18 protein-coding genes are annotated in these 26,644 nt (G+C 65.6%); 10 read left to right on the forward strand and 8 right to left on the reverse strand.

Features of this window, described 5'->3' with window-relative positions; genetic code table 11:
* Nucleotides 1-12: 12 nt before the first annotated feature.
* Nucleotides 13-423 (forward strand): hypothetical protein, encoded by a 411-nt coding sequence (locus IR187_RS09125; RefSeq protein WP_194954295.1) that lies wholly within the window; start codon nt 13-15, stop codon nt 421-423.
* Between the two features lie 38 nt (nt 424-461).
* Here IR187_RS09125 and IR187_RS09130 read toward each other — a convergent pair whose 3' ends face one another.
* Nucleotides 462-1,166, reverse strand: coding sequence for an NAD-dependent deacylase (locus tag IR187_RS09130; protein WP_194954296.1), 705 nt, complete (start codon nt 1,164-1,166; stop codon nt 462-464).
* A gap of 118 nt (nt 1,167-1,284) precedes the next feature.
* On the opposite strand from IR187_RS09130, the gene dapB reads away from it, so the two are divergent.
* The 3 genes from dapB (at nt 1,285) to IR187_RS09145 (ending at nt 4,505) form a co-directional block, all read left to right on the forward strand.
* Nucleotides 1,285-2,019 carry a 4-hydroxy-tetrahydrodipicolinate reductase gene (dapB, locus tag IR187_RS09135; protein ID WP_194954297.1) on the forward strand — a complete coding sequence of 245 codons (735 nt, stop codon included), beginning with the start codon at nt 1,285-1,287 and terminating at the stop codon, nt 2,017-2,019.
* Nucleotides 2,016-2,672, forward strand: coding sequence for an endonuclease III (gene nth, locus IR187_RS09140; protein ID WP_194954298.1), 657 nt, complete (start codon nt 2,016-2,018; stop codon nt 2,670-2,672). Before dapB ends, nth begins: the two co-directional genes overlap by 4 nt.
* A gap of 459 nt (nt 2,673-3,131) precedes the next feature.
* On the forward strand, nt 3,132-4,505 hold the full coding sequence (locus IR187_RS09145) for a M20/M25/M40 family metallo-hydrolase (RefSeq protein ID WP_194954299.1): 1,374 nt from the start codon (nt 3,132-3,134) through the stop codon (nt 4,503-4,505).
* Between the two features lie 34 nt (nt 4,506-4,539).
* On the opposite strand, the gene IR187_RS09150 is transcribed toward IR187_RS09145, so the two are convergent.
* Nucleotides 4,540-5,130 (reverse strand): TetR/AcrR family transcriptional regulator, encoded by a 591-nt coding sequence (locus IR187_RS09150; RefSeq protein WP_194954300.1) that lies wholly within the window; start codon nt 5,128-5,130, stop codon nt 4,540-4,542.
* Between the two features lie 33 nt (nt 5,131-5,163).
* On the opposite strand from IR187_RS09150, the gene IR187_RS09155 reads away from it, so the two are divergent.
* Together IR187_RS09155 and IR187_RS09160 are read left to right on the forward strand one after the other, a co-directional pair.
* Entirely contained in the window at nt 5,164-6,330 is a 1,167-nt protein-coding gene (locus tag IR187_RS09155; RefSeq protein ID WP_194954301.1) for an aromatic ring-hydroxylating oxygenase subunit alpha, read from the forward strand.
* A gap of 94 nt (nt 6,331-6,424) precedes the next feature.
* Nucleotides 6,425-8,029 carry a phytoene desaturase family protein gene (locus IR187_RS09160; RefSeq protein WP_194954302.1) on the forward strand — a complete coding sequence of 535 codons (1,605 nt, stop codon included), beginning with the start codon at nt 6,425-6,427 and terminating at the stop codon, nt 8,027-8,029.
* Nucleotides 8,030-8,036: 7 nt separating this feature from the next.
* Here the strand turns inward: IR187_RS09160 and IR187_RS09165 are convergent, their stop codons facing one another.
* From IR187_RS09165 to IR187_RS09190, 6 genes are all read right to left on the reverse strand, one after another.
* Entirely contained in the window at nt 8,037-9,341 is a 1,305-nt protein-coding gene (locus IR187_RS09165) for an amino acid permease (protein ID WP_324187674.1), read from the reverse strand.
* A 4-nt stretch (nt 9,342-9,345) separates the two neighbouring features.
* Entirely contained in the window at nt 9,346-11,730 is a 2,385-nt protein-coding gene (locus IR187_RS09170; protein ID WP_194954303.1) for a TonB-dependent receptor, read from the reverse strand.
* Nucleotides 11,731-11,884: 154 nt separating this feature from the next.
* The gene (locus tag IR187_RS09175; RefSeq protein ID WP_194954304.1) at nt 11,885-13,699 is read right to left on the reverse strand and encodes a tetratricopeptide repeat-containing sulfotransferase family protein; all 1,815 of its coding nucleotides are present in this window, start codon (nt 13,697-13,699) and stop codon (nt 11,885-11,887) included.
* Between the two features lie 8 nt (nt 13,700-13,707).
* Nucleotides 13,708-15,330 carry a DsbA family protein gene (locus tag IR187_RS09180; protein WP_194954305.1) on the reverse strand — a complete coding sequence of 541 codons (1,623 nt, stop codon included), beginning with the start codon at nt 15,328-15,330 and terminating at the stop codon, nt 13,708-13,710.
* A gap of 55 nt (nt 15,331-15,385) precedes the next feature.
* Nucleotides 15,386-16,789 carry a M48 family metalloprotease gene (locus IR187_RS09185; protein WP_194954306.1) on the reverse strand — a complete coding sequence of 468 codons (1,404 nt, stop codon included), beginning with the start codon at nt 16,787-16,789 and terminating at the stop codon, nt 15,386-15,388.
* Between the two features lie 195 nt (nt 16,790-16,984).
* Nucleotides 16,985-19,660, reverse strand: a complete 2,676-nt coding sequence (locus tag IR187_RS09190) for an Rne/Rng family ribonuclease (RefSeq protein ID WP_194954307.1) — start codon at nt 19,658-19,660, stop codon at nt 16,985-16,987.
* 656 nt (nt 19,661-20,316) lie between these two features.
* Here IR187_RS09190 and IR187_RS09195 point away from each other — a divergent pair.
* From IR187_RS09195 to IR187_RS09210, 4 genes are all read left to right on the forward strand, one after another.
* Nucleotides 20,317-21,528 (forward strand): N-acetylmuramoyl-L-alanine amidase, encoded by a 1,212-nt coding sequence (locus IR187_RS09195; protein ID WP_228765686.1) that lies wholly within the window; start codon nt 20,317-20,319, stop codon nt 21,526-21,528.
* Nucleotides 21,529-21,598: 70 nt separating this feature from the next.
* Nucleotides 21,599-22,852, forward strand: a complete 1,254-nt coding sequence (locus tag IR187_RS09200) for a D-arabinono-1,4-lactone oxidase (RefSeq protein WP_194954309.1) — start codon at nt 21,599-21,601, stop codon at nt 22,850-22,852.
* On the forward strand, nt 22,849-23,985 hold the full coding sequence (locus tag IR187_RS09205) for a DSD1 family PLP-dependent enzyme (RefSeq protein ID WP_194954310.1): 1,137 nt from the start codon (nt 22,849-22,851) through the stop codon (nt 23,983-23,985). Before IR187_RS09200 ends, IR187_RS09205 begins: the two co-directional genes overlap by 4 nt.
* 83 nt (nt 23,986-24,068) lie before the next feature.
* Nucleotides 24,069-26,585 carry a penicillin-binding protein 1A gene (locus IR187_RS09210; protein ID WP_194954311.1) on the forward strand — a complete coding sequence of 839 codons (2,517 nt, stop codon included), beginning with the start codon at nt 24,069-24,071 and terminating at the stop codon, nt 26,583-26,585.
* The last annotated feature ends 59 nt before the right edge of the window (nt 26,586-26,644 follow it).

Here is a 26,644-nt window from a genome sequence, read left to right on the forward strand (position 1 = left end):
AGCAAGATGGGGATGAGACGCTGCCACCACAACAGCTTCTTATTTGCCGTATCGGCGTCGTTGGCTCTACCGATCGTCGCGTGTGGCGACGCCGAGAAATTACCTGTTGATGACTCACGCCCATCGTTGAGCAATGCCGCTGGCGGATGCTCTGCAGCTAGATTCAGCTACTTAGAAAACCTGAAGGCAGTCCATCACGATAGCGCTGATCCCATCGTAGAAGCTGCATGGATCGCAGCTGCCGATGCCGCTGGAGAGCGACGCGATAGCTTTGCTTCGGAGCATTGTTCAGTGGAAGTTCGCGCCCCTCCTGATAATGTGCGATGTTTTCAATTCTATATGAAGGAACCGGCGCCGGGCGGTGCCATTCAGCTGTGCTTGGATGACAACCGGAAAGTTTCACGCATTCATCTCGATGAATAGGCTTGTGAAGGTCCGCAACTGGTCGTTTCCCGCCGCAGTTAGCCACCCAAAACCTCCTCCACCCATTCGGGTACCAGCCGCGTCGCCGGGCCGTGCCGTGCCTCGGCGAACCAGTAGCTGCCCTGGCTCGGTTCCATGTTCAGTTCCAGCGTCAGCGCCCCCGACTGGCGCGCCTCGCGCACAAATCCGGCGGCCGGATAGACCGCGCCAGAGGTGCCGATCGAAACGAACAGGTCAGCGCGGTTCAGTGCGTGGTAAATCTCGTCCATCCGGTACGGCATTTCGCCGAACCACACGATGTCGGGGCGCAGCGTGCCACCCGCGCCGCAGGCCGGACAGGCGGGCCGATCAAACAGCGGACCGGTCCACGACGTGCGCGCGTCGCACGCGGTGCACCAGGCGTTCAGATGCTCGCCGTGCATATGGATCAGCCGCTTCGCCCCCGCGCGCTCGTGCAGGTCGTCGACATTCTGGGTGACGATGGTCAGCTCGCCCGGCCATTCGGCGTCGAGCCGCGCCAGCGCGCGATGCGCCGCATTGGGCTCCTTCGTCTGGATCGCGGCGCGCCGCAGGTCATAGAATCGCAGCACCAGATCGGGGTCGCGCGCGAACGCTTCGGGAGTCGCGACATCCTCGACGCGGTGCTGCTCCCACAAGCCGCCGCCGTCGCGAAAGGTGTCGATGCCGCTTTCGGCCGACACCCCGGCGCCGGTCAGGATGACGATGTTCTGAACTTTTTCCATATCCAATCCTATCCGTTCGCCTCGAGCGAAGTCGAGAGGCGTTTGGCGCCGGACCAACGTGTCTCGACTTCGCTCGACACGAACGGCTAAAGGAAGGCCGCGTATCAGGGGACGGATCATGACCAGCATCGGCATTATCGGCAGCGAAGGGCGGATGGGCGTCGCGCTCGCCGCGGCGATCTCCGAAGCGGGGCAGCGGCGCTGCGGCATCGACAAGGGTGGCGACGTTGCCCGCCTCGCCGCCGAAGCCGACGTCCTCGTCGATTTCTCCTCGCCCGCCGCGCTCGAAGCCACGCTCGACGCCTGCGTCGCGGCGAAAAAGCCGATCGTCATCGGCACTACCGGGCTCGAGGAACGTCACCACTATCTGATCGACGATGCCGCCGCAGACATTGCGGTGCTCCAGACCGGCAATACCTCGCTCGGCGTCACCCTGCTCGCGCATCTGGTCCGCGAGGCGGCGGCGCGGCTCGACCCCGAATATGATATCGAGATTGTCGAGATGCACCACCGGATGAAGCTCGACGCGCCCAGCGGCACCGCGCTGCTGCTCGGGCAGGCCGCCGCCGAAGGGCGCGGCATCGACCTCGGCAAATGCTCCGAACGCGACCGCGACGGCGTCACCGGCGCGCGCGGCCATGGCAAGATCGGCTTCGCGAGCCTGCGCGGCGGCACCGTCGCGGGCGATCATGACGTGATCTTTGCCGGGCCGGAGGAAATGATCACCCTGTCGCACCGCGCCGAAAACCGCATGATCTTCGCCCGCGGCGCGGTGGAGGCGGCGCTGTGGCTGACCGGGCAGAAACCGGGGCGCTACACGATGCCGCAAGTGTTGGGGCTGCCCGACCAGTGAAAAAGGCCGACATATTCGAATTCTACCGCCGCCTCGCCGAGCTTAACCCCAGCCCCGAAACCGAACTGCAGTTCGGCAACACCTACCAGCTGCTCGTCGCGGTCGTGCTGTCGGCGCAGGCGACCGACGTCGGGGTGAACAAGGCGACGCGCAAACTCTTTCAGCAGGTGACGACGCCGCAGGCGATGATTGATCTGGGCGAGGAGGGTTTGAAAGATCATATCAAGACGATCGGGCTGTTCAACGGCAAGGCGAAGAATGTCATCGCGCTGTCAGAAATCCTCGTCCGCGACCATGGCGGCGAAGTCCCCGCCGACCGCGATACGCTTGTCGAACTACCTGGGGTGGGGCGAAAGACCGCCAATGTCGTGATGAACTGCGCGTTCGGCGCCGAAACCTTCGCCGTCGACACCCATATCTTCCGCGTCGGCAACCGCACCGGCCTTGCCCCCGGCAAGACGGTGCTCGCGGTCGAAAAGGCGCTGGAAAAAACCACCCCCGCCCCGTTCCGCGTCGGCGCCCACCACTGGCTGATCCTCCACGGCCGCTACATCTGCAAGGCGCGCACCCCCGAATGCTGGCACTGCCCGGTCGCCGACTTGTGCCGGTTCAAGCCAAAGACCCCAGCACCGAAGGGGTGGCAGGGGGTCTGAACTACTCCTGTTGCGCACATGTCCGCGTCGGGGTGGGAAGTGGACGCGATGGACGCGGTCCAAACCCCTAAATCCTGTTAGAAGGCTCTCCAAGGAAGCCAACGCTTCGGCACTAACCATCATCTATTGAACATGATCGCGGCTATGCCCATCGCAAAAAAAGCTAGGCCGACCCAGATAATCCCAATTGTATAGTAGGCGAGAAGGGAAAGCATAATCAGCATTGAAATCTTAATAGGGTTTGGAATTGAACTAAATTTCACGCTGTAACCTCCGCCCCATTGTCGCGAGCTTGCCGCTCGCCTCGGCAGATTTGCACGCAGTCATATAATCTTCAAAATATTAAAGATACCTCCTGAGTCCGCAACCGGTCGTTTCCAGAAATGCGGCGTTTGGTCGCAGTGCGGTCACAACGATTGCCACTTGCCGTCTGCCCTTGACCCGCCATAACCCGTTGCCATGCGCACGCCTTACGCCCCGCTCGCCCTCGCTGCCGCTCTGCTCGCCGCTGCGCCCGTTCATGCCAAACCGGCCGACGCCGACACCGCGAAGCAGATTTTGAAAGACAGCATCGCGATCCCGACGGTCGAGGGGCGCGGCAAGGTGCCCGAGCTGGCGGCCTATTACGCCGGGGTGCTGAAGGCGGCGGGCTTTGCCGACGGCGACATCGAAATCACCCCGATGGGCGAAACCGCAACCCTCGCCGCGACGTTCGCCGGCACAACGAAGAAAAAGCCGATCCTGCTGCTTGGTCATATGGATGTTGTCGCGGCCGATCCGAAGGATTGGACGCGCGATCCCTTCGTCCCGGTCGAGGAAAATGGCTATATTTTCGGTCGCGGGTCGGAGGACAACAAGTTCGACATCGCGATGATGGTCGCGACGATGGCGCAACTGAAAAAGGACGGCTTCAAGCCGCAGCGCTCGATCATCCTGTTGCTCACGGGCGACGAGGAAACCCAGATGGTGACGACCCGCGCGCTCGCCGCCAAGTACAAGAACGCCGAATTTGCGCTCAACGGCGACGGCGGCGGCGGGACGCTCGCCGAGGATGGCAAACCGCAATATTACGGGCTGCAGGCGGGGGAAAAAACTTACGCCGACTTCACCATTGAGGTCACCAACCCCGGCGGCCACAGTTCGCGCCCGTCGCCGGTCAACGCGATCGTCCAGCTCGCCGCGGCGCTCGAAAAGGTCGGCGCCTATAAATTCGCGGCGCAGCAAAACGAGCTGACCAGGATCGGCCTGCCGATCGTCGCCGACCAGGTCGGCGGCGACATCGGCGCGGCGCTTAAGGCCTTTGCGGCCAATCCGGCCGACAAAGCGGCGATCGCCAAGATTCGCGCCGATCCCGAATATGTCGGTCAGATCGGTACCACCTGCGTGCCGACCATGGTCAAGGGCGGTCACGCCGAAAACGCGCTGCCGCAGCGCGCGACCGCGAACATCAACTGCCGCATCTTTCCGGGCGTTGCGGTCGAAACGGTGCGCGCCGAGCTCGAACGCGTGATCGGCGATCCGGCGGTCAAGGTAAACACCGATCCCGACGCCAGCGCCAGCGATGCTTCGCCGCTGCGCCCCGACGTGATGGCGGCAGTCAAGAAAGCGGTTCACGCCCGCGCCCCCGGCCTGCCGATCATCCCGTCGATGAGCGCCGGAGCGACCGACAGCTATCATTTCCGTATGCATGGGGTGCCGAGTTATGGCGTCGCCGGGCTGTTCAGCAAAGCGAGCGACAGTTTCGCGCACGGCCTCAACGAACGCGTCCCCGTCGACGCCATCGCGCCCGCGCTCGCGCATTGGGACAGCTTGCTGCGCGATTTGTCGAAGTAAAAGCTCGTCGCCCCCGCGTTCATGGGGGCGGCAGCTAGACCAATGCCTCCACCGCCCGCTCGACCATCGCCACCGCCGCCTCGGCGCCAAAGCTGCCCGCGTCGAGCGACAGTTCGAGCCACAGCCCGTCGACCATCGCGGTCAGCATGATCGCCAGCCGGTCGGCATCGCGCGCGCCGCAAGAGGTCAGCAACTCGCCCAGCCGCGCGCGGTAGCCGGCGTAACTTTCCGCGTGAATATCGGCCATCCGCGCGTCGCTGCGCGCCAGCGCCCAGAAGGCCGTCCACGCCCCCAGCAGCTCGGGATCGGTCACCGGCGGGCGGAAGCTGGCGGTCAGATACGCCGTCAACTTCGCGCGCGGATCGGCACCGGCACCGTCGACCGCCGCGGCGAAAATCGCGTCCATCCGATCGCTCGTCGCCTGATAGGTCGCCGCGACCAGATCGTCGATGCCACCGAAATAATGGCGCAGCAGCCCCGGCGAGACCCCGGCGCGCGCGCAGATCGCGCGGACGTTCGTGCCTGCCAGGCCGACATCCGCCAGACACGCCGCAGTCGCCTCGATCAGGTCCGCCCGGCGGGCATCGGCGCTTTCGCGCGTAAAGGCTTGGCGAGCGGGCTGCATCTTGTTATACGTTTGTACAACAAGGATCGATTCATGGCAACGCTGCGCGACACTTTCGACAACATCGACGAACTTGACGGCTGGTCGCTTCCGGCATGGACCTACAACGACCCCGACTTCTACGCCGCCGAAATGGCGCGCATCTTCCGCCCCAGCTGGCAGGTCGTCTGTCATGCGTCAGACATCCCGAACGCGGGCGACTGGCACAGCATCGACTATTGCGGCGAAAGCGTGATTGTCGTGCGCGGCGCCGACCGCGCCGTCCGCGCCTTCACCAACGTCTGCCGCCACCGCGGCTCGCGCCTCGTCGACGGCAGCGCGGGCTGCGCGAAAAAGCTCGTCTGCCCCTATCACGCCTGGACCTACGACCTCGACGGCCGCCTGACCGGCGTCCCCGACAGTGCCAGCTACCCGACCCTCGACAAGGGCAAGGCGTCGCTGGTGCCGGTCGATCTCGAACAATGGCGCGGTTTCTGGTTCGTGCGTCTGACCGATGACGGTGGCCCCTCGGTTGCGGCGATGATGGCGCCCTATGAAGCGCAGGTCGCGCCCTATCGCTTCGAGGAACTCGGCGCTTTGGGCCGCGTCACGCTGCGCCCGCGCGACGTGAACTGGAAAAATGTCGGGGACAATTATTCCGACGGCCTCCACATCCCCGTCGCCCACCCCGGCCTCACCCGCCTGTTCGGCAAAAGCTATGGCGTCGAGGCGACGACCCACGTCGACCGCATGTGGGGCGACCTGATCGACCGGCCGTCGGTCAATTGGTCGGAGCGGATGTACCAGTGGCTTCTGCCGTCCGTCCCGCATCTGCCCGAGGACAAGCAGCGCCACTGGCTCTATTTCAAACTCTGGCCGAATGTCGCGTTCGACATCTACCCCGATCAGGTCGATTTCATGCAATGGCTGCCGACTGGCCCGACGAGCTGCCTGATCCGCGAAATCAGCTACGTCCTCCCCGATGAGCGGCGTGAGATGCGCGCGGCGCGCTACCTCAACTGGCGGATCAACCGTCAGGTCAATGCCGAGGACACGCTGCTCATCACCCGCGTCCAGCAGGGGATGGCGTCGCGGAGCTTCACCATGGGGCCGCTCAGCGACAAGGAAGTGTGCCTCAAGCATTTCTGCGCCCGGATGCGCGACCTGATCCCCGAATCCCGCCTCGAACAAGCCCCGCGTGCGGGATGGAGCCAAGAATGACCAATCAGCTTTTTCCGTTCGTGTCGAGCGAAGTCGACACACCATGCGGGAACGAGGGGCGTCTCGACTACGCTCGACGCGAACGGAATTTGATATGACCAAGCAATATGATGCCCTGATCATCGGCGCCGGCCACAACGGCCTCGTCTGCGCCTTCTATCTGGCGCGGGCAGGGCTGAAGGTCCGCATCGTCGAGGCGCGTGATGTCGTCGGCGGCGCCGCGGTGACCGAGGAATTTGCGCCGGGGTTCCGCAATTCGGTCGCCAGTTATACGGTCAGTCTGCTCCAGCCCAAAGTGATCGCCGACATGAAGCTCGCCGATCATGGCTATCGCGTGATCGAGCGGCCGATCAGCAACTTCCTGCCGCAGGAAGGTGGCGGTTACCTCAAGCTCGGCGGCGGGCTCGAACGCACGCAAAAGGAATTCGCCCGCTTCTCGGTGCATGACGCGGCGCGCCTGCCCGAATATTATGACATGCTCGAAGGTGTTGCCGATGTGCTGCGCGACCTCGCGCTGAAATCGCCGCCCAATGTCGGCGACGGGTTCAAGACGCTGATCGACGCGGCGCGGCAGGGGCGCGGGTTGACCAGGCTCAGCCTGTCGCAGCAGCGCGACGTGCTCGAACTGTTCACCAAATCGGCGCGCACCTTCCTCGACAGCTGGTTCGAAAGCGAGGCGGTCAAGGCGGCGTTCGGTTTCGACGCGGTCGTCGGCAATTATGCCAGTCCGGATACCCCGGGCAGCGCCTATGTCCTGCTCCACCACGTCTTCGGCGAAGTGAACGGCAAGAAGGGCGCATGGGGCCACAGCATCGGCGGCATGGGCGCGATCACCCAGATGATGGCAAAGGTCTGCACGCAGCTGGGGGTCGAGATCAGCCTCGAAAGCCCGGTATCGCGGGTGCTGGTCGATGGTGGCAAGGCGGTCGGCGTCAAGCTGGTCGGCGGCGAAGAAATCGCCGCTGACCGCGTCATCGCCAATGTCGGCCCGAAACTGCTCTACGAGCGAATGTTTGACGCAGGCGACATCGCGCCCGAGTTCCAGCGCCGGATCAAGGCGTTAAAGGCGGGCAGCGGGACGTTCCGGATGAATGTCGCGCTCAGCGAGCTGCCCAAATTCACCTGCCTGCCCGAACCGGGCGAGCATCATCAATCGGGGATCATCCTCGCCCCGACGCTCGACTATATGGACCGCGCGTTCCTCGACGCGAAGCAATTTGGCTGGTCGAAGCAGCCGATCGTCGAAATGCTCATCCCCTCGACCGTCGACGATAGCCTCGCGCCGCCGGGGCAGCATGTCGCCAGCCTCTTCTGCCAGCAATTCGCCCCCGAACTGCCCGACGGCCGGGACTGGGATGCCGAAGAAGATGCCGCCGCCGACTGCATCATCGACACCGTCGAAGCGCATGCCCCCGGCTTCCGCGCCTCGATCGTCGGCCGCCAGATCCTCAGCCCCAAGGGGCTCGAGCGCAAATTCGGGCTGATCGGCGGCGACATCATGCACGGCAATATGAGCCTCGACCAGCTGTGGTCGGCGCGCCCGGTGCTCGGCAACGGCGCCTATCGCGGGCCGCTGAAGAACCTCTACATGTGCGGCGCGGGCACTCACCCCGGCGGCGGCGTCACTGGCGCGCCGGGGCATAACGCGGCGCAGGTGATCCTGCGGGATCGGGGTTTCTTCGCGCCGCGGTGGCGTTGAGCGGCGATCAGGCGGAGGTGCTGGCGATCCGTGCCGCGGCGAAGCGCGTCCAGGCATAGAGCGGCAGGCCTGCCGCCATCAGCACGAGGCTGAGCGCGCTGACGCTGATCCCGGCACCCCACAAGGTCCACAGCGCATAGGAAAGGCCGAGCAGCGCGACCGGGATCGCGACGCGCAGCCGCAAGGCGGCGGCAGCGCAGGCGAGGTAGAGCCACAGCGTCACCGACGTCGACAACACCGCCATGAAGGTGAACATCTCGCTGGTCGATTTATTGTTGTTCAGCACCACGCATGCGGTGGCAATCAGGCTGGACAGCAAAAGCGAGACAGCCGGGGTGCCGTGCCGGTTCTGCCGCGCCAGCCAGGCAGGCAGCAGACCCCGTTCGGCCAGCCGGGCGGGCTGTTCGGCCTGGATCAACGTCCAGCCGTTGAGCGCGCCGAGCGCGCTGATCGCCGCAAATGCGGCAATCCATGCCCCTGGCCCGGGTCCCCAATAGGTTTCGACGAAAAGCGAGAAGGGCGCTTCCGACGCGGCGACGGCGGCGGGCGGCAGCATCAGTGCGATCGCCGAACAAACGACCAGATAGATCACCCCCGTCGCCAAGGTTCCGATCATCGTCGCGCGCGGGATATTGACCGCCGGCCTGTCGACCTTGGCGGCCGCGACGCTCGCCGATTCGAAACCGAGCAAGGCCCACAGGGTCAGGATTGCCGAACCGCTGACCGCCGTGAGCGACAATCCGTCGACGGGGAAGGGGGTCAAGACGACCGGTTCGCTGCGCGAAAAGGCGATCGGGATCAGGATGATGACGGCCAGCAGCGGGATCAGCTTGATCGCCAGTGTGACGACCTGAAATCCGCCGCTGGCGCGGGCGCCCTGCCAGTTGATCGCGGTAACGATCCAGATCAGCGCGATCGTCGATATGGCCATATGCTGTCCCAGCACCGGCATGAACAGGCTGAGAAAGCTGACCGCCGCGACCGCCAGCGTGACGTTGGCGGTCCATACCGACACCCAATAGGCCCAGCCGATCATGAAGCTGGGGACGCGGCCAAAAGCGCGCTCGACAAACCCCGTCGGGCCGCCGGCGTCGGGGTGGGCGACCGTCAGGCGCGCCAGGACAAAGGCCAGCGCGAGCGCGCCGCCGATGGTGATGACCCAGCCGACCACGCCGTTCCAGCCAAAGGGGGCAAGGCTGGCCGGGAGCAGGAAAACCCCCGAACCGATCATGTTGCCCATGACCAGCGCGATCGCCATCGAAAGGCCAAGCTTGCGCGGCGGCCTTTCGCGGGGATTCGTCGTCGCGGTCACCCGGTCAGAAGTCCTTGCTGACCTTGATTCCGATCAACCGCGGGCGGATGACATTGTCGTAAAAGACGCCGCCGGTGCTGCTGATCCCGTCGGGATCGCCGCAGATCGATTCGCCGCACTGGACCGCGCTGTTGATGACGCCGCGGCTGTTGAACAAATTGGTCGCGAAAAGCTCGCTGCTCCAGCCCTCGCCCTTGATGCCGAAACTGATATCGGCGGTGGTATAGGCCTTGAAATTGCCGACGATGCCGTTCTCGAACGGCCGGAGGTCCGACCGGCGCTTGCCGATATGATTGGCGGCGAACTGGACATGGCCGTCCATGCCGCCGATCGGAAAGACATAGCGCGCGATCGCATTGCCCTTGAATTTGGCGGTGACCGGCAGGCGTGAACCGGCGGGCGCCAGCAGTGCGTTGGTCTGTCCCGGCGGGTCGATCGTGCAATCGAAAGTGGGATTGGCGATGCGGCAGAAATCGCGGCGGATCGTCGCATCGTTATAGCTGCCGCCCAGGCTGAGCGACAAGCCGCCCGACCGATAGTTGAGATCGGCCTCGATCCCGCGGATGCGCGCGATCCCGGCGTTGCGGATTTCGGTGAGTCCGTTGGCGCCCAGGAACGACAGCTGGATGCCTTTCCAGTCCTGCTGGTAAACGGCGCCGTTGAACCGCAGCGGCCCGAACGATGTTTTCCAGCCGAACTCGTAATTGTCGAGGGTATCGGGGCTGTAGGGAGGCAATGTGCCGCGCCGGTTGATCCCCCCCGGGCGGAAGCCGCGCGACCAGGTGCCGTACAGCATGACATCGTCGCTGACCTTGTAGGTCAGGTTGAGCTTGTGAATGAAATCGGTGTCCTTGGTCCGCTTGTCGAGGTTGGTGCAGGGCGAACCGGCGACGATGGTCGGCGCGAAGCAGGCGGCTTCGCCCGTCCGGCTGCTGAACCCTGCCGAATAGCCGAAGAAACCGACCAGGCTGTTGTCGAATTTATACACGCGGCCGCCACCGGTCAGCGTCAGCTTGTCGGTGATGTCGAAACTGACCTCGCCGAATGCCGCATAGTCGCGGTCGATGCGCAATTGCTTGGTCAGCCAGATATTGCTGCCGGTTCCGGTGACGGTGATCGCGTCGGCGATATTGTCGATGATGTAATTCTGTTCGATATTATGCGCCTGGCGCTGCCAGAACAGCCCGCCGATAAAGCGGATGCGCGCGTCGGCGGGCGAAGCGACGCGGATTTCGGCAAAGCTGCGCTTATAGCGGTCGATGCCCTGAATATACTGGTTCGGGTTGACCGGATCACCGTTGTTGTCGGTGAAATAGGCGCCATAGCCATAGAGCGCGTCATAGAAATAGGCGTAGTCGGAATAGTCGCTTTCGGTCTCGGTCTTGCGACGCAGGTGGCCACCAGTCGCAGTCAGGTCCCAGCTGCCGATCTTGCCTTCGATCGTCATCGCGGCCTGGATCCATTTGTCGTCGCCGCGTTCGGGATTATACTGCACCGTTTGCAGTGTGCGGCTCACCGCACTCGACCGCTCCTGCGCAAAGCTGCCATTGGCTTTCTGAATCTGTCCCATCACATTGGGACGGATCGTCCAGTTGTCGTCGAGTTCGATTCCGAGCGCCAGGCGTGCGCCATAGGTATCGACGTCGTTATAGTCCTTTTCGACCAGATTGGCGTTCGACTGGGTGATGCCGCTGGTCGGATAGGTGCGGCTCCCCGCGATATTGTCGATATAGCCGGCGTCGTGGCGATACCAGCCGACCAGACGCAGCGCGGCGCGCTCGCCAAGCGCCGCGTTGACGAAGCCTTCCGCCACACCGCCGATGCCGCCGCGCGACACCGAATTGAGCTCGAGCCCCAGCGAGCCATAGGTGCCGCTGGTGTCGGGCTGGTTGGTGACCAGCTTGATCGTGCCCGCCATCGAACTGGCGCCGTACAGCGTGCCCTGCGGCCCGGCGAGCGCCTCGACGCGCGCCAAGTCATAGGCGTGGATGTCGAGCGCACCCTGGATCGTCGTGATCGGCATTTCGTCCAGATAGGTGCCGACGGTCGGCAGCGACGCCGAGTGGTTGGCATTCTCGCCCGACGCAACGCCGCGGAAATAGACCTGGCTGAATCCGGGGGCGAGCGTCTGGATCGTCACCGACGGCAGAAATTTGACGACGTCCTGAAATTCCTTGACCTGCAACTCGTCGAGCCGCTCGGCCCCGATTGCGGTGATCGCCAGCGGTACGTCCTGCAGATTCTGTTCGCGCTTCGACGCGGTGACGACGATGTCGCGATCGTCGTTGGTCGTCGAGCCCTGCGCCAGCGCCCCGCCCGACGTGCACAGGATCGTGCTGCCCAGCAGCAGTGCGCCGCCGCGTGCCAGCTTTGCCGAAACTTTCATCATGAGACCCCTCTCGAATGACAACTGTATGACGACAGCATGACGCCGCGCCGCGTCAGCACAAGCCTTGTTCGCCGTACCGGTGCATGGCTGCTCGAAAATGTCGCCTGCTGTTGCCGAAAGGCAACATTTTGTCGCCGTCGATCGGTGCTTCGCGTCAGTCGAAGACCTGCGGAACCGCGGGATAATCCTCCAAAACCGCGCCCAGCGCATCCTTCAGCGGGGCGAGCCAGGCTTCGTAGGGTCGCCACTGGTCCACTCCGTCGCGGTTGATCGGACGCCGCACCTGTTCACTCGACGCGGTGCGCACCGCGCGTGCGTTGGTGTGAAACGCCATGCACGCGTCCTCGAACGGCAGGCCGAGATAGCCGAGCATGGCGCGCACCTCCGCCTCGGGATCGCCCAGCAATGCTTCGTGGATGACGCGGTGAACGCGGCCCGGCTGCACGCTGTCGATATGCGCCATCAGGCGGACATAATCGCGGTAATAGGCGCCCATGTCGGCCAGACCATAGCTGAACGCCTGACCCTTGGCATAATGCTGGCGGAAATTGGACCAGCAGCAATCGAGCGGGTGGCGCCGCGCGTCGATGATCTTGGCATTCGGCAGGATCAGCCGGATCAGCGGCACATAGCGCCAGTTGTTCGGTAGCTTGTCGATATAGAATGGCTTGCCGGACTTGCGCTGCACCGCGGTGCGGCGGAGGAAGGCGGCGCCCATTTCGGCCAGCCGTTCGGGCGGTGCGTCGGCGAGCGCGGCGACCCAGTGGCGTCCCTCGCCCCGCGTTTCGCGCCCGAGGCCGAGCGCCAGCGCCGGAATGTCGGGCAGTTCCATCGTGCCTTCGATCGCCGAATGGCTGGCCAATATCTGTTCGATCAGCGTCGATCCGGCGCGCGGCATACCGAGGATGAAGATCGGATCGGGGGCTGGATCGCCGGCGCCCGCGCGGGCGGCAAAAAACTCGGCGGTGCAGGTCGCGATCGCCGCATCGACGATCATCCGCGTATCGGCGGCGTCATAACCGAGTTGGGCGGCGCGGATCGCATTGCCCGCAGCATAGTGACCGAAGGCCGCGTCGGCATTACCCGCATCGTCATACGCCTTGCCGAGCGCGAAATGCAGGTGCAGCCGGTCGTCGTCGCGCGCCGCATCGTCTGGGTTGGCGGCACCCAGCGCCGCCTCCATCGCCGCACGGTCGTCGGCGTCGAACCGGATCGTCTTGAGATTGGCAAGGCTCCACCACAATTCGCCAAGGCCGGGATCGACCCCCAGCGCGTGGCGATAGGCGGCAATGCAGTCCTCCTGACGCCCCACCGTCTTGAGCATATGACCATAGCTCATCCACAGCTTGGCGTGGTCGGGGAAGCGCCGGGTCAATTGTTCGTACAGCGCGATCGCTTCGTCATAGCCGCCGATGCGGCCGAGCGCGGCCGCCTTCAGATTGGCGTGCGCCGGATTGTCGGGGTCCTCGCCCAGCACGGCGTCGAGCGCCGCGACCGCGTCGGCGTAGCGGTTCTGCTTGTAATAGACCGTCGCCAGATTTGCCTGCGCGGCGCCGAAACCCGGCGCCAGTTCCAGCGCCCGCGTCAGCAGCTTTTCGGCGTCGCCATAGCGGCCGATCCGCCCCGCGACTTCGGCCAGCATCCGGATCGCCGCGACATCGGTCGCATCCTCGCGCAGCCGCGCGCGCAGTGCGGCCTCGGCATCGGGCAGCCGGTCTTCGGCCAGCGCCAGCGCCGCGGCGACCATGGCGTCGTCGTGGATCGTTGCCGCGACGGCGGCGAGCGACGCGGCTTGCGCGTCCGCTTCGCGGCCCAGCGCTCTCAGCGCGTGGGCGGCGATACGGTGCGCCGCCGCGGATGTCGGCACCGCCGCGATGATCGCCTGCGCTTGCGCCAGTGCGCTGCCGGGCTCGGCCGCCAGCAACTGGCGGGCGTTGGCGAGCGCCGCGTCGAGCGTGACCGTCGCCACCGGTTCCGTCAGCCCTTGGCCGCGCGGGCCTTGGCGACCGCCTGGCGCAGCGCGTCATAGCCGATCTGGCCCTGCAGCATCTGGTCGCCGACGATCCAGGTCGGGGTGGCGTTGAGCTGCAGCTGCGTCGCGATCGCGAGGTTGCTGTCGAGCTCGCGCTGGAACAAGGCTTCGTTGGCGGTGGCATCGGCGCTGCCGTCGGTCACCACGCCGGCGCGCCGCGCCGCCTCGGCGATCCCCGCGGCGTCAAGCGAGCCGACCGCGAACATCGCATGGTGGAACGCGTCATATTTGCCCTGCCGCGCGGCGGCGAGCGCCATCAGCGCCGCGTCGCGGCTCTGCGGCGCAATGATCGGCAATTCGCGGAACACCACTTTCAGCCTTTTGTCCTCACGGATCAGCCGGTCGACATCGGGGACGCTCGCGCGGCAAAAGCCGCAGGCATAATCGGTGAACACCACCAACGTCACATCGCTGTCGGCGTTACCCGCCCATGCCCCGGCATAGGGTTTTTCGAGCGCCGGGCGGATCGCGCCGATCGCCTTGGCGATTTCGCCGTCCCGCTGCGCTTCCAGCGCTTCGGGAATGATCTGCGGATTGGCCCTGATATAGTCGGCAACGATCGTTTCGACCTCGCCCTTGCTCATGCCCCCGCCCAACCGTCCGCCGAGCCAGAAGGCGGCGGCGAGTAGCAGAACCCCGCCCGCTGCCAGCACGATCCACGTTCGCGTCGATCCCCCGTCCATGCCGTTCCCCTTGAGCTGCGGCAAAGGGCTTGCCGCCATCGCTCGCGCCGCCGATCGTTTCGGCTTGGCCACGGGCAGCGGCGAACGGTCGTCGCCTTCTCCGGACGGCGTCGCAGCCGACAGCTCGGCGCGCGGGGGCACTGCGGCCAGCGTTGCATCACCGGCAAAGAGCGGCAGGTCGGCGCTTGCCGGACTGGCCTGCTGCGTCGCCGCTTCCTCGCGCGCCAGCAATTGTTCGAGCCCCGACGGCGGCGGCACATCCTCGGCGCGCGGCGCCGGGCGCAGCCGGGTCGCCGCTTCGCCCAGACTGTCCTTGATGCTCTCGCTGCCCGATCGGGCGATCTGGCCAACGCTCGCCTTCGTTTTCCCGGCCACTTCGCCCAGTCCGCGTCCGGCTTCGCTCGACAGCTTGCGGGCCTTGTCGCCCAGCGCCAGCCTGTCCCACGCAGCGCCGCTGGCCCGCGCGGCGGTGCGGGCGGCGCTGGCCGATGTGCGCCCCGCGGCGCCTGCGGCCCTGGTCGTCGCGGCCGCGATCTTCGCTGCGCCCTCGCGCGTCCGGCGCGGAATCTCCATCGCTTCGACGCGCGCCGGAAAGTCGGCGCGGTCGCCAAGGTCGATCGTCCAGTCGGCGAAACGCGCGGCACCGCGGCGCAGCGCCTGCCACAGGCGGGCGCTTCCCGCTTTCACCTGGTCCGCGGTGACCACCGGCTTGCGCGCAGGTGTTTCGGGTGCGGCATAGCGCGACACGTCGAGGCCGACGGGCGGCACCTCGCGCGGCTTGGCCAGCCCTTCGTCGCGCGCGACCGGCGCCGATGGCGCGGCGTCCGTCGGCGACGCGGCGTCGCGCAGCCATGGCTGGTAATAATCGTCTTTCTTATCGGTCACTTGTCGCCCTCGAGCCGCGCTGGATCGCGATGCGCCGCCCCTGCCTTACCCGAATCTAGCGCCGTTTGCGCGTGCGTTCCACCTCGGCGCGCGCCACCAGCGAAATATCCTGTGCGCGGATCCAGTCGGGCGAGCCTTGGGGCAAGCCCTGCATCGCCATTTCGGCATTACGCAGCGCCAGCGCCGCCTGTCCACCCTGGAGATTGTAACGCTCCGCCGAAGCGAGCGCGGCGCGCGATTGATCACCCTTGTTCGCATAGACGATGCCGAGCTGGTACCAGGCAAAGGGATTTTTATTGTCGAGCGCGACGGCGGTCCGCAGCACTTTTTCGGCTTCGGCAAAATTGGCCGGGTCTTCGGTGGCAATCAGCGCGTGGCCCAGCGTTGCCGCGATCAGCGGCTGCGACCGCGATTTCGCGACCGCTTCGCGCAGCGGCGGCAAGGCTTCTTTCGGCCGCCCCGATTCGAGCAGGATCTGCCCCTCGAGCTCGAGGAAATAAGGATCGTCCCGATCGGTAGCGAGGAGCGCTTCCACCTCCGCGAGCGCCTTTTGCGGATAGGCGCTGCGATGCCAGGCATAGGCGCGGGCATAGCGCGCCGGGATGCTGGTGTCGGTTTCGGGATATTTGCGCAGCGTCCGGTCGGGGTCGGTCATATAGCCTGACAGCTTGGCCTTCACGCGCTGGAACCGCCGCTCGATATCGGGATCGGCCGGTTTTTCCCACGCCGGATCGATGACATAGACCTCGCGCAGCGTCTGGATGCGGTCACCCGACATCGGGTGGGTCCGCCCATAGGCCTGGTCGTCATCCTGTTTGACGGCATAGCGAAACTCCAGATTCTGGAGCTTCTTGAAAAAGGTCAGGCTGCCGCGGCCGCTGATCCCCGCGGCCGACAGATATTGGGCGCCGGCAGCGTCGGCGGTCGATTCTTGCACCCGGCTGAAGGCGAGGAATTTGCCGAGCGCGGCCTGTTGGCCCGCCATCATGATGCCCATGCCGGCTTCGCCGCCGCCCGCCGCAATCGCCGCCGCGCCGAGCAACAGGCTAAGCAGCGAAATCCCCGTCGCCGCGCTCGCGCCTTCGTTGATGCGGATGGCATGGCCGCCGATGATATGGCCAAGCTCGTGCGCCAGAACCCCCTGAACCTCTTCCGCCGTGTCGGCGGCCTCGATCAATCCGGCAAAGACATAGACATCCTGGCTGCCCGCTACAAAGGCGTTGATACTGCGATCGCCGAGCAGATGAACGCGGACCTGGCCGGGCTGAAGCCCCGCCGCGACCGTCAGCGGGTCCATCATGTCCTGGAACAATTGTTCGGTTTCGGCATCGCGCAGGATCGATTGCGCCATCGCCGGGCGCGCCGCGAAGGCAAGCACCGCCAGCATCGTCAGCAGGATCCGGATTAGATGACGGGGCGCACGCACCGCGCGTGTGCGGTGTAGGGGCAGGGCGGTCATGGCCGCCTCCGTCGCCCGGCGCGTCTGAACCTTGCGTGAAGCCATAGGGACTTATTGGGGGTCCGCGCTCGCGGGTGCAAGCGCGGCGTGCGATTTCTGCGGCCGATGGTTGTCGGGACGACGATGGCCGGGGTTGGCCGGAGGCCCGGCCCCACGCGTGCGAGGAGACCGGGCCTCGCGATCAAATGGCGCGTGTCAGTTGCCGAAGGTTCTTTGCCACCAGCCGCGACGCGGCTCGCCATCGGGGCCGGTACCGCCCGCATCGCCATCGGCTGCGACCGGTTCGGCCTCGCCGGTTGCAACGGCTTCGGGCGCCGCTTCGGCCGCCACCGCCTTTTTGGCGCGGCTGGCGCGCTTTTTGGGAGCGGGCTTGGCGGGTTCGGCCTCGACCTCCGCCGCAGCGACTGTCGTTTCGACCGGGGCCGTCGCCTCGGCGGCTTCCGCGGTTTCGCTCGCTTCGGCTTCGGCCGCAGCCTTGGTCTTGCGCGGCGCGCGCTTGCGCTTCGGCTTTTCCTCGGCAGCGGGGGCTTCATCGGCGACCGGTTCCGCCGCTACGGCATCGGCGACCGGCTCGACGTCGTCTGCCGCTGCGCCGTCGTCGGTCGCATCACTCGCATCGGCCTTTTTGCGTCCGCGACCGCCGCGGCGGCGGCGTGGTTTGGCTTCGGCGGCCTCGGCATCGACGGTTTCGACGGTTTCGCCGGTTCCTTCGGGTGCCGCATCGGCAACGGTATCGGCTTCCGCGTCCTGGCTGTCGGTCGCCTCGCCGCCTTCGGCAATTTCATTACCTTCTTCGTCGCGGCGACCGCGGCGACCGCGGCGGCGGCGGCGGCGGCGCTTGCGGCCTTCACCGTCGGTGTCGCCGTCGCCTTCCTCGCGCGTACGTTCGCGCGGGCGCCGGTCTTCGGCGGCTTCCGCTTCGGTGACGTCTTCATCCTCGTCCTCGGGGATGTCGTCGTCGTCGTCATCCTCAATCGGGGCGATCGGGGCAAAGCTGCGACGCTGGGTCGGCGGCGGGCCGGTGACCTCGACCGCCATGCGCGCGCCCTCGGTCTCGCCGTCGGGCAGGATTTCGACGGTGACGCCGTAGAGTTCCTCGATGTCGCGCAGCTCGCGGCGCTTTTCGTTGAGCAGGTAGAAGGTCGCTTCCTGGCTGGCGCGCAGGGTGATGCGGCTGCCCTTGCCGCGCGCCGCTTCCTCTTCGATCAGGCGCAAAGCGCTGAGCCCCGCCGACGATGCGGTGCGGACGAGGCCGGTGCCTTCGCAATGCGGGCACGGGCGGGTCGACGCTTCGAGCACGCCGGTGCGCAGGCGCTGGCGGCTCATTTCCATCAGGCCAAAGCCCGAAATGCGGCCGACCTGGATGCGCGCGCGGTCGTTCTTCAGCGCGTCCTTCATCGCGCGCTCGACCTTGCGGACGTTCGAGCCATGATCCATGTCGATGAAGTCGATGACGATCAGACCTGCCATGTCGCGCAGACGCAGCTGGCGCGCGATTTCGGCCGCCGCTTCCAGATTGGTGCTGACCGCGGTCTGCTCGATATTATGCTCGCGCGTCGAGCGGCCCGAGTTAATATCGATCGACACCAAGGCCTCGGTCGGGTTGATGACCAGATAGCCACCCGATTTCAGCTGGACGACGGGATTGAGCATCCCCGCCAGTTGATCTTCGACGCCGTAACGCTGATACAGCGACACCGGATCGGCATATTGCTTCACGCGACGCGCGTGGCTCGGCATCAGCAGTTTCATGAACTGCTTGGCGGCCTTATAGCCCTCGTCCCCCTCGACGAGCACTTCCTCGATGTCCTTGTGATAGATGTCGCGGATCGCGCGCTTGACGAGGTCGCTGTCCGAATGGACCAGCGCGGGGGCGCTCGATTCCAGCGTCTTTTCGCGAATCTCGTCCCACAGCCGCGCCAGATAGTCGAAGTCGCGCTTGATCTCGACCTTGGTGCGGCTCATCCCGGCGGTGCGGACGATGCAGCCCATCGTCGGCGGCAGCGCCAGTTCGTCGATCATCGCCTTCAGCTTGCGGCGATCGGCGCCGTTCGAAATCTTGCGGCTGATCCCGCCGCCGTGCATCGTGTTGGGCATCAACACGCAGTAACGACCGGCGAGCGACAAATAGGTGGTCAGCGCCGCGCCCTTGTTGCCGCGTTCTTCCTTGACGACCTGGACCAGCATCACCTGGCGACGACGAATGACGTCCTGGATCTTGTAACGGCGGCGCAGCGACATGCGGTTTTCGCTGTCGTCTTCGTCGCGGCGGCTGCTGCGGCCGCGGCCACCGCCCTTGCGACCATTGCCGCGCCCGCGGCCGCGACCCTTGCGGTCGCCGCGATCGTTCCGACCTTCACGGCCTTCTTCGGACCCTTGGCGGCCCTCTTCGCCGTCGCCGTTGTCGGCGTCGCCCTGATCGTCGCGGTCGTCGTCGTCGCCATCATTGCGCTCGTCACGATCGTCGTCGTCGCGGTCGTGGCGGCTGTCGCCATTGTCGTCTTCGTCATGATATTCGACGTCGGCGACATCGCCTTCCAGCTCGTCGAGGTCGTCCTCCGCGCGCTGCGCGGCGGCGGCAGCATGTTCGGCTTCTTCGCGCAGCAGCGCGTCGCGGTCTTCCTTCGGAATCTGGTAATAGTCGGGATGGATTTCGCTGAATGCCAGGAAACCGTGGCGATTACCGCCATATTCGATGAACGCCGCCTGCAGCGACGGTTCGACGCGGGTAACCTTGGCCAGATAGATATTGCCCTTGAGCTGCTTGTGCTCGGCGGACTCGAAATCAAACTCCTCGATGCGGTTTCCCTTGGTGACGGCGACCCGGGTTTCTTCCCGGTGCCGCGCGTCGATCAACATGCGCGTGGTCATTGGTAACACTCCAAGCGCGCCGCGGCGCGCCATCAAAAAATCCCGCAGACTCCTGTAGTGGAGGGCCGCGGCGGATATGGGTGAAATGGAAAAAATCGTTATTGCCGAAGGCGGCTTGCGTCCGGTCCTGGACGCGCATGCGGTCTTCCCGTCCGGCGAGCGGGGCAAAAGCGCCCGCGTCGGGATGGAAAGAGGGCATGGCAAGCCTCATGCGGCATCAACCTGTTGTGGGATGAGCGGGCGGGCAGGGCGGGCGTATAGGCAAACGCCCCGACTGTCCGGTCAACCGGGTGGGCTGGCGGCGGGTTGCCGACCCCCGCATATCCGGCACCAAGGCGGCCATGTTCCGCAAATTCGCGGAGCAGGCCTTCCCCTCAAAAGGCCGGACGGCAGCGGAAACGGCACCGTCAGTGGGGGTGTGCTAGCATCGGCAGCCGCCGACGGCAACAGCACCCGCGCAGAAAGATGGGAGCGAATGCGGCTTTCGCAAGGGCGCGGGCCGGGCTGAATATACTGAATTGCCGGTTAACCCTACCGGTTGACCGGGGTTTGACGCCCCATGGCTAACAGGCGGTTCACGACATTCTGCCGCTGGGGGCCATATGTTTCGGAATAAGCACTGGACCATCCCGCGGCGGCGGCGGCATAGAGGCGTGATGGGCCTGTTGCTCGTCCTGATGGCGATGATATCGAACCCTGCGGCGGTGCTGGCGGGCCAGATCGGTGCGGTCGAAGTCGGCGATTCGGCCGTCACCTTGCGTTTCGATGGCCTGGTTGCCGGCGCCTCCACCTTTCTGCTCGCGGGTCCAGACCGCATCGCGCTTGACATCGCGGGCGCCGAGCCGGGGCGCTCCTCCGCGGGTGCCGGGCTGGTGCGGGCCGTCCGCCAGGGCCGGCCCGATACGGGCACGGCGCGCGTTGTTCTCGACCTGGCCCAACCCGCAATCGTGACTGGCGCGCGTTTCGCCGCCGACGGTCGCAGCCTGACATTTCAGCTGCGCCCCGTATCGGCCGACGAGTTTCAGCGCGTGTCGCGCGGTCCGCGCACCGAACTGGTGCCGCCCGCAGGTTTCAGCGCCAAGCCGCCCGAAAAGCGATACAGCGTCAGCGTTCCGATTGGAAAACCAAAGCCTGCGGTGGCACTCCCGCAGATCGAGGGACCGGCGGGCGACCGCCTGCCGCTGGTGGTGATCGACGCCGGGCACGGCGGCCATGATCCCGGCGCGATCAGTCCGCACAGCGGCAAGCGCGAAAAGGATATCACGCTGGCTTTGGCGCGCGCCATCCGCGACGAGCTTCTCGCGTCGGGCCGCGTTCGCGTCGCGCTGACCCGCGCCGACGACCGCTATCTGGTGCTGGAAGAACGCTTCGGCATCGCGCGGCGGCTGAAGGCCGACCTGTTCATTTCGATCCACGCCGATGCCGCCGAAAATCAGGAAGCCAGCGGCGCGTCGATCTATACCTTGTCCGAAGTGGCGTCGGACCGCGAGGCGGAGCGGCTGGCGGCGCGCGAGAACAAGGCCAATGTTATCAACGGTGTCGATCTGGGTGCGCACAGCGGCGAGGTGTCATCGATCCTGCTCGACCTGACCCAGCGCGAGACGATGAACATCGCCTCCGATTTTGCCCGCCTGCTCCAGCGCGAGGCCGGCCAGGCGGTCAAATTCCGCAGCCACGCGCACCGTTTTGCATCTTTCGTCGTGCTGAAGGCGCCCGACACGCCGTCGGTCCTGTTCGAAACCGGTTTCATCTCGAACAAGGACGATGCCGAATTTCTCGCCTCGAGCGCCGGTCAGAAAAAGGTTGCTCGCGGCGTGCGCGATGCGGTCCAGCTCCACTTCGCTCGGCAGATCGCCTCCAGCCGATAATTCTTGACCCATCCGCCTGCGCCCGACAGCTTTAAATCGGGCAACGGATGAACGCGGGCGGGAGAGCGGCATGGGTTGGAACAACTGGTCGGGCAGTGTCGCCGCGCCGGTCGGCGTGACGCGCCCCGAAAGCGAGGACGAACTCGCCGGTCTGATCCGCAAGGCCGCCAAGGTGCGCGCCACCGGTGCCGGGCACAGTTTCATGCCGCTATGCGCCTCGGACGAGCTGATTCTGGGCCTCGACGCCCTGCCCGGCCGGATTACGATTGCCGCCGATCGCCGCACCGCGCGGATTCCGGCGGGGTGGAGCATCAAGCGGTTGACGGCAGCGCTTTGGGACGAAGGCCTGGCGCTCGCCAACCAGGGCGATGTCAATCCGCAGTCGCTGGCGGGCGCGATGGCGACCGGGACGCACGGCACCGGCGCCGAACTTGGCAGCCTGTCGACGATGGCGCGCGGTTTCCGGCTGGTCGGGGCCGATGGCGAAGCGCGCTGGTGCGATGCCATAACCAATCCCGATCTGTACGAGGCGCAGCGCCTGTCGCTCGGTATGTTCGGGATCGCGACCGAGATCGAGGTTGGGGTGGTCCCGGCTTTTCACCTGTCCGAGCGCATCGAAAAGCGGCGTTGGGACGAGATTCGCGAAAGTTACGACGATCTCGCGGCGCGGCACCGTCATATCGAATTCTGGTTCTTCCCGCACACCGACCATGTAATCCTGAAAACGCTCGACCCCTGCGACCCCTGCGATCCGCCGCCGACCACCACCGATATGGAGGAAGCGGCTTTCCGGCGGGTGCTGGGCATCGCCGCCCGGGTGCCCTTCCTGACCCCCTGGCTGCAACGCGGCATGATGAAGGCGAACATGAACGGTCACCGCCGCGGCCCGGCGCACACAATCTTTCCGTCCGACCGCACGATCCGGTTCGAGGAAATGGAGTATGAAATGCCGCGCGCCGCCGGAATCGATGCGCTGGCCGAGGTCGTCGGCTGGATCCGGCGGAAGCGCCTGCCCGTGACATTTCCCTTCGAATATCGCACCGTCGCCGCCGACGACATCTGGATGAGCCCGATGAACGGCGGACCCGTCGCCGCGATCTCGATGCACCAATATGCGCCGATGCCGTGGCAAGTGCTTTTCACCGATGCCGAGGCCATATTCCGCGCACATGGCGGTCGTCCGCATTGGGCCAAACGCCACCGGCTGACCCGCAGCGACGTCGACGCGCTCTACCCGATGGCCGAACGCTATCGCAGCGTCCGGCGCGCCGCCGATCCCGGCGGAAAATTCCTCAACCCGCATCTGGAAGCCCTGTTTTCATGACCGACGATCTGACCCTTCACGCCCATTTGGTCGGCCGGCAGGGCAGCCGCGCCGATCTCAATACACCGGTGCTGGTGCTCGATGCCGATGCGTTGGAGCGCAATATCGCGGCGATGGCCGGTCTGGTTGCCGCGCATGGCGTCGGCCTTCGCCCCCATGCCAAGACGCACAAGAGCGTTGAGATCGCCAAGCGCCAGATCGCGGCAGGTGCGGTCGGCGTCTGCTGTGCCAAGATCGGCGAGGCCGAGGTGCTGGCCGCGGACGGGATCGAAGGCATCCTGGTGACGTCGCCCGTCGCGGCACCGCGTGCAATCGAACGGCTTGCGGCGCTGGCTGGCAAGGCGAGGGGATTGATGGCCGTGGTCGATCACCCTGCGGTTGCCGCACGCCTCGATACCGCGCTGGCGGGCCGCCTCGATGTCATCATCGATATCGATCCGGGCATTGCGCGCACCGGCGTTGCCTCGCCCGAGGCGGCGGTTGCGCTGGCTGAGACGATCGCGGCGCTGCCGAACCTCGAATATCGCGGGGTCCAGTTCTATTGCGGTTCGCAACAGCATATCGAGGGTTATACGGAGCGCCGGACCGCGATCGAAGAGCGCACCGCCTATCTGCGGACCGTGATCGCCGCGCTCGCCGCCGCCGGTTTTGCGCCCGAAATCGTCACCGGATCGGGAACCGGCACGCACCGAATCGACCTGGCGCTCGGCGTGTTCACCGAATTGCAGGCCGGAAGTTATGTCTTCATGGACAAGCAATATCTCGATTGCGACCTCACCGGCGACGGATCGGTCCCGTTCGAAACATCGCTTGGCGTCGATTCCCGCGTCGTCAGCGCCAATCACAGCGGCCTCGTCACCATCGACGCGGGCTATAAATCGCTCTCGACCGACGGCGGGGTCGCGGTGGTCCAGCGCGGCGCGCCCGCAACGAGTTTCTTTGCTTTCATGGGCGACGAACATGCGGCGCTGATCGCGCCCGGCATCGGGACCGAACTTGCGCCGGGCGACCCCGTCAGCCTGACCGTGCCGCACTGCGACCCGACCGTGAACCTGTACGATCATTATCACGTCGTGCGGGGTGACACGCTGGTCGCCATCTGGCCGGTCGGCGCGCGGGGAAGGGCGCGATGACCCCGCCGTTCGATGGCGCGGACCATCTCCCCGCCGCAACCATGCTTCCCTTTCGCGGTCGCACGCTTTAGAGGCTTGGCGATATGGCCGCCGAGACCACGTCCCACTTTCGCTATCGCCTGCGCCGTGACAGCAACGCCGTTCTCCACTGGCTGCGCGACATGTGGACGCGGCGCTGGTTCCGCTGGCTTGGCTATCTTGTCCTTGCCGGATTGCTCGCACTGACCCTGATCTGGGCGCTGTTCGCGCGCGACCTGCCGTCGGTTGACCAGCTGCGCGATTATGAACCGCCGCTGCCGACGATGGTCCGCGATGGCGAGGGCAAGCCGGTCCACAGCTATGCGCGCGAACGGCGCGTCCAGCTCGACTATAGCGAATATCCGCAACTGCTCGTGCGATCGTTCCTGGCCGCAGAGGACAAGACCTTCTTCAGCCACGGCGGCATCGATTATCCCGGCATCGCGTCGGCGATTCTCAACAATCTGACCAGCGATGGCCGCCCGGTCGGCGCGTCGACGATCACCCAGCAGGTGGCGAAAAACCTGCTGCTCACCAACGAACTGAGCTATCGCCGCAAAGTGCGCGAGGCGATCCTGGCGATGCGGATCGAAAATGCGCTGAGCAAGGAACAGATTCTCGAACTTTATCTCAACGAAATTCCGCTCGGCCGCCGCGCCTTTGGCGTACAGGCGGCCAGCCGCGCTTATTTCGACAAGGATGTCGACCAGCTGCAGCTCCATGAAATGGCGTTCCTCGCGATCCTGCCCAAGGCACCCGAAAAATATGGCCGCGCGCGCAACGAGGCCGAAGGGTTGGCCCGGCGCAACTTCGTGCTCGGCGCGATGCACGGCAACGGCTGGATCACCGCGGCACAGCGCGACGCCGCGCGCGCCATGCCGCTCGGCCTCACCAACAGCGGCAACACTGCGGTGGCACAGGTCGGCGGCTATTATATGGAAGAGGTTCGCCGCCAGCTGATCGCCCAGTTCGGGGAAACCGCCGAAGACGGCCCGCTCAGCGTCTATGCCGGCGGCCTGTGGGTTCGCACGCCCTATGACGCCAAGATGCAGGAAGCGACCACCATGGCGCTCCGCAAGGGGCTGCAACGCTATGATGCGGGCAAGGGCTGGTCGGGGCCGATCGCGACGATCGAGGCCGACGACCAGTGGCAGAGCCGCCTCGCGTCGAGCTTTATTGGCATTGATTACGATAACTGGCGTGTTGCCGCGGTGCTGTCGAAGTCGGCGGGTGCGGCGCGGATCGGCTTTGCCAACGGCGATACCGGCACGCTTCCCGCCAGCGCCGCGACGATGGGTTATCGCAAGACCGGCGGCAATGCTTTTGCGGCGATGCGCCCGGGAGACCTGATCGCCGTCAAATCGACCGGCGGCAGCAATTACGCGCTGCGTAACATTCCCGAGGTATCGGGCGGCATGGTCGTCGAAAGCCCGCATTCGGGGCGTATTTATGCGATGCAGGGCGGCTTCGACGTGCGTCTCTCGCCCTTCAACCGGGCGACGCAGGCCGAGCGCCAGCCGGGCTCGACGATCAAGCCGTTCGTCTATGCCGCGGCGCTCGACAACGGCATGACCCCTGCGACAATGATCGTCGATGGCCCGTTCTGCGTCTATCAGGGCGCGCGTTTCGGCAACAAATGTTTCCGCAATTTCGGCGGCGCCGGCGGGTCGGGCGAACATACGATGCGCTGGGGGCTCGAACAGTCGCGCAACCTGATGACGGTGCGGGCGGCGAGTCAGGTCGGCATCGAGCCGGTCGTCGAAACGATCGCGACGATGGGGATCGGAAAGCACGAACCCTATCTGTCGACGGCGCTCGGCGCCGGATCGACGACGGTCGAAAAAATTACCAATGCCTATGCGATGCTGGCCAATCACGGCCGCGAGCTGAAGCCGCGGGTGATCGACTATGCGCAGGATCGCCGCGGCAAGGTGATCTTCCCGGCAAACTGGAAGCCGTGCGCGGGGTGCAACAAAAAAGACTGGGACGGCCGCCCGATGCCGCGTTTTGCCAAATCGGGCCGGCAGTTGATGGATCCGATCACCGCCTATCAGGTCGTCCATATGCTGGAAGGCGTCGTCCAGCGCGGTACCGCGGTGCGGCTGCGCGATCTGAATGTGCCGCTGTTCGGCAAGACGGGGACGACCACCGGGCCGAACGATGTGTGGTTCGTCGGCGGCACTCCCGACGTGATCGCGGGTATGTATATCGGTTTCGACCAGCCGCGCAGCATGGGCGGATATGCCCAGGGCGGCAGTTATGCGGCGCCGATTTTCAAGGATTTCGCGCTCGCCGCGCTCGCCGACCGTCAGCCGATCCCGTTCGCCGCGCCCAAGGGCGTGCGGATGGTCCGCATCGATCGCCAGTCGGGTCGCCGCGTTTACGGCAGCTGGCCGGGGACCGATCCCAAGGCGTCGATCATCTGGGAGGCGTTCAAGCCCGAAAGCGAACCGCGCCGCACCATCCGTCAGGAAGAAATCAGGCCGCCGAAAGCGGCGCCCCGTCAGGACGCGCCGGTTCAGCAGGGTAACGGACGCCGCAGCGACAGCGATTTTCTGGAGGATCGCGGCGGCATCATCTGACCTGCCGCGCCTCCTTCCCCTGCGGCTGTTCAGGCCGTAAGGGCGAGGTCAACATTTCT

The sequence above is a fragment of the Sphingopyxis solisilvae genome (assembly GCF_015475875.1).
Taxonomy (GTDB): domain Bacteria; phylum Pseudomonadota; class Alphaproteobacteria; order Sphingomonadales; family Sphingomonadaceae; genus Sphingopyxis; species Sphingopyxis solisilvae.

Excerpts from the sequence above, each read along its gene's own strand:
- IR187_RS09170 (WP_194954303.1), bottom strand. The coding sequence starts at position 11,730 with ATGATGAAAGTTTCGGCAAAGCTGGCACGCGGCGGCGCACTGCTGCTG.
- IR187_RS09130 (WP_194954296.1), bottom strand. The coding sequence starts at position 1,166 with ATGGAAAAAGTTCAGAACATCGTCATCCTGACCGGCGCCGGGGTGTCG.
- IR187_RS09150 (WP_194954300.1), bottom strand. The coding sequence starts at position 5,130 with ATGCAGCCCGCTCGCCAAGCCTTTACGCGCGAAAGCGCCGATGCCCGC.
- IR187_RS09145 (WP_194954299.1), top strand. The coding sequence starts at position 3,132 with ATGCGCACGCCTTACGCCCCGCTCGCCCTCGCTGCCGCTCTGCTCGCC.
- IR187_RS09205 (WP_194954310.1), top strand. The coding sequence starts at position 22,849 with ATGACCGACGATCTGACCCTTCACGCCCATTTGGTCGGCCGGCAGGGC.
- IR187_RS09200 (WP_194954309.1), top strand. The coding sequence starts at position 21,599 with ATGGGTTGGAACAACTGGTCGGGCAGTGTCGCCGCGCCGGTCGGCGTG.
- IR187_RS09125 (WP_194954295.1), top strand. The coding sequence starts at position 13 with ATGAGACGCTGCCACCACAACAGCTTCTTATTTGCCGTATCGGCGTCG.
- IR187_RS09155 (WP_194954301.1), top strand. The coding sequence starts at position 5,164 with ATGGCAACGCTGCGCGACACTTTCGACAACATCGACGAACTTGACGGC.
- dapB (WP_194954297.1), top strand. The coding sequence starts at position 1,285 with ATGACCAGCATCGGCATTATCGGCAGCGAAGGGCGGATGGGCGTCGCG.
- IR187_RS09195 (WP_228765686.1), top strand. The coding sequence starts at position 20,317 with ATGGGCCTGTTGCTCGTCCTGATGGCGATGATATCGAACCCTGCGGCG.
- IR187_RS09210 (WP_194954311.1), top strand. The coding sequence starts at position 24,069 with ATGGCCGCCGAGACCACGTCCCACTTTCGCTATCGCCTGCGCCGTGAC.
- IR187_RS09160 (WP_194954302.1), top strand. The coding sequence starts at position 6,425 with ATGACCAAGCAATATGATGCCCTGATCATCGGCGCCGGCCACAACGGC.
- IR187_RS09185 (WP_194954306.1), bottom strand. The coding sequence starts at position 16,789 with ATGACCGCCCTGCCCCTACACCGCACACGCGCGGTGCGTGCGCCCCGT.
- IR187_RS09190 (WP_194954307.1), bottom strand. The coding sequence starts at position 19,660 with ATGACCACGCGCATGTTGATCGACGCGCGGCACCGGGAAGAAACCCGG.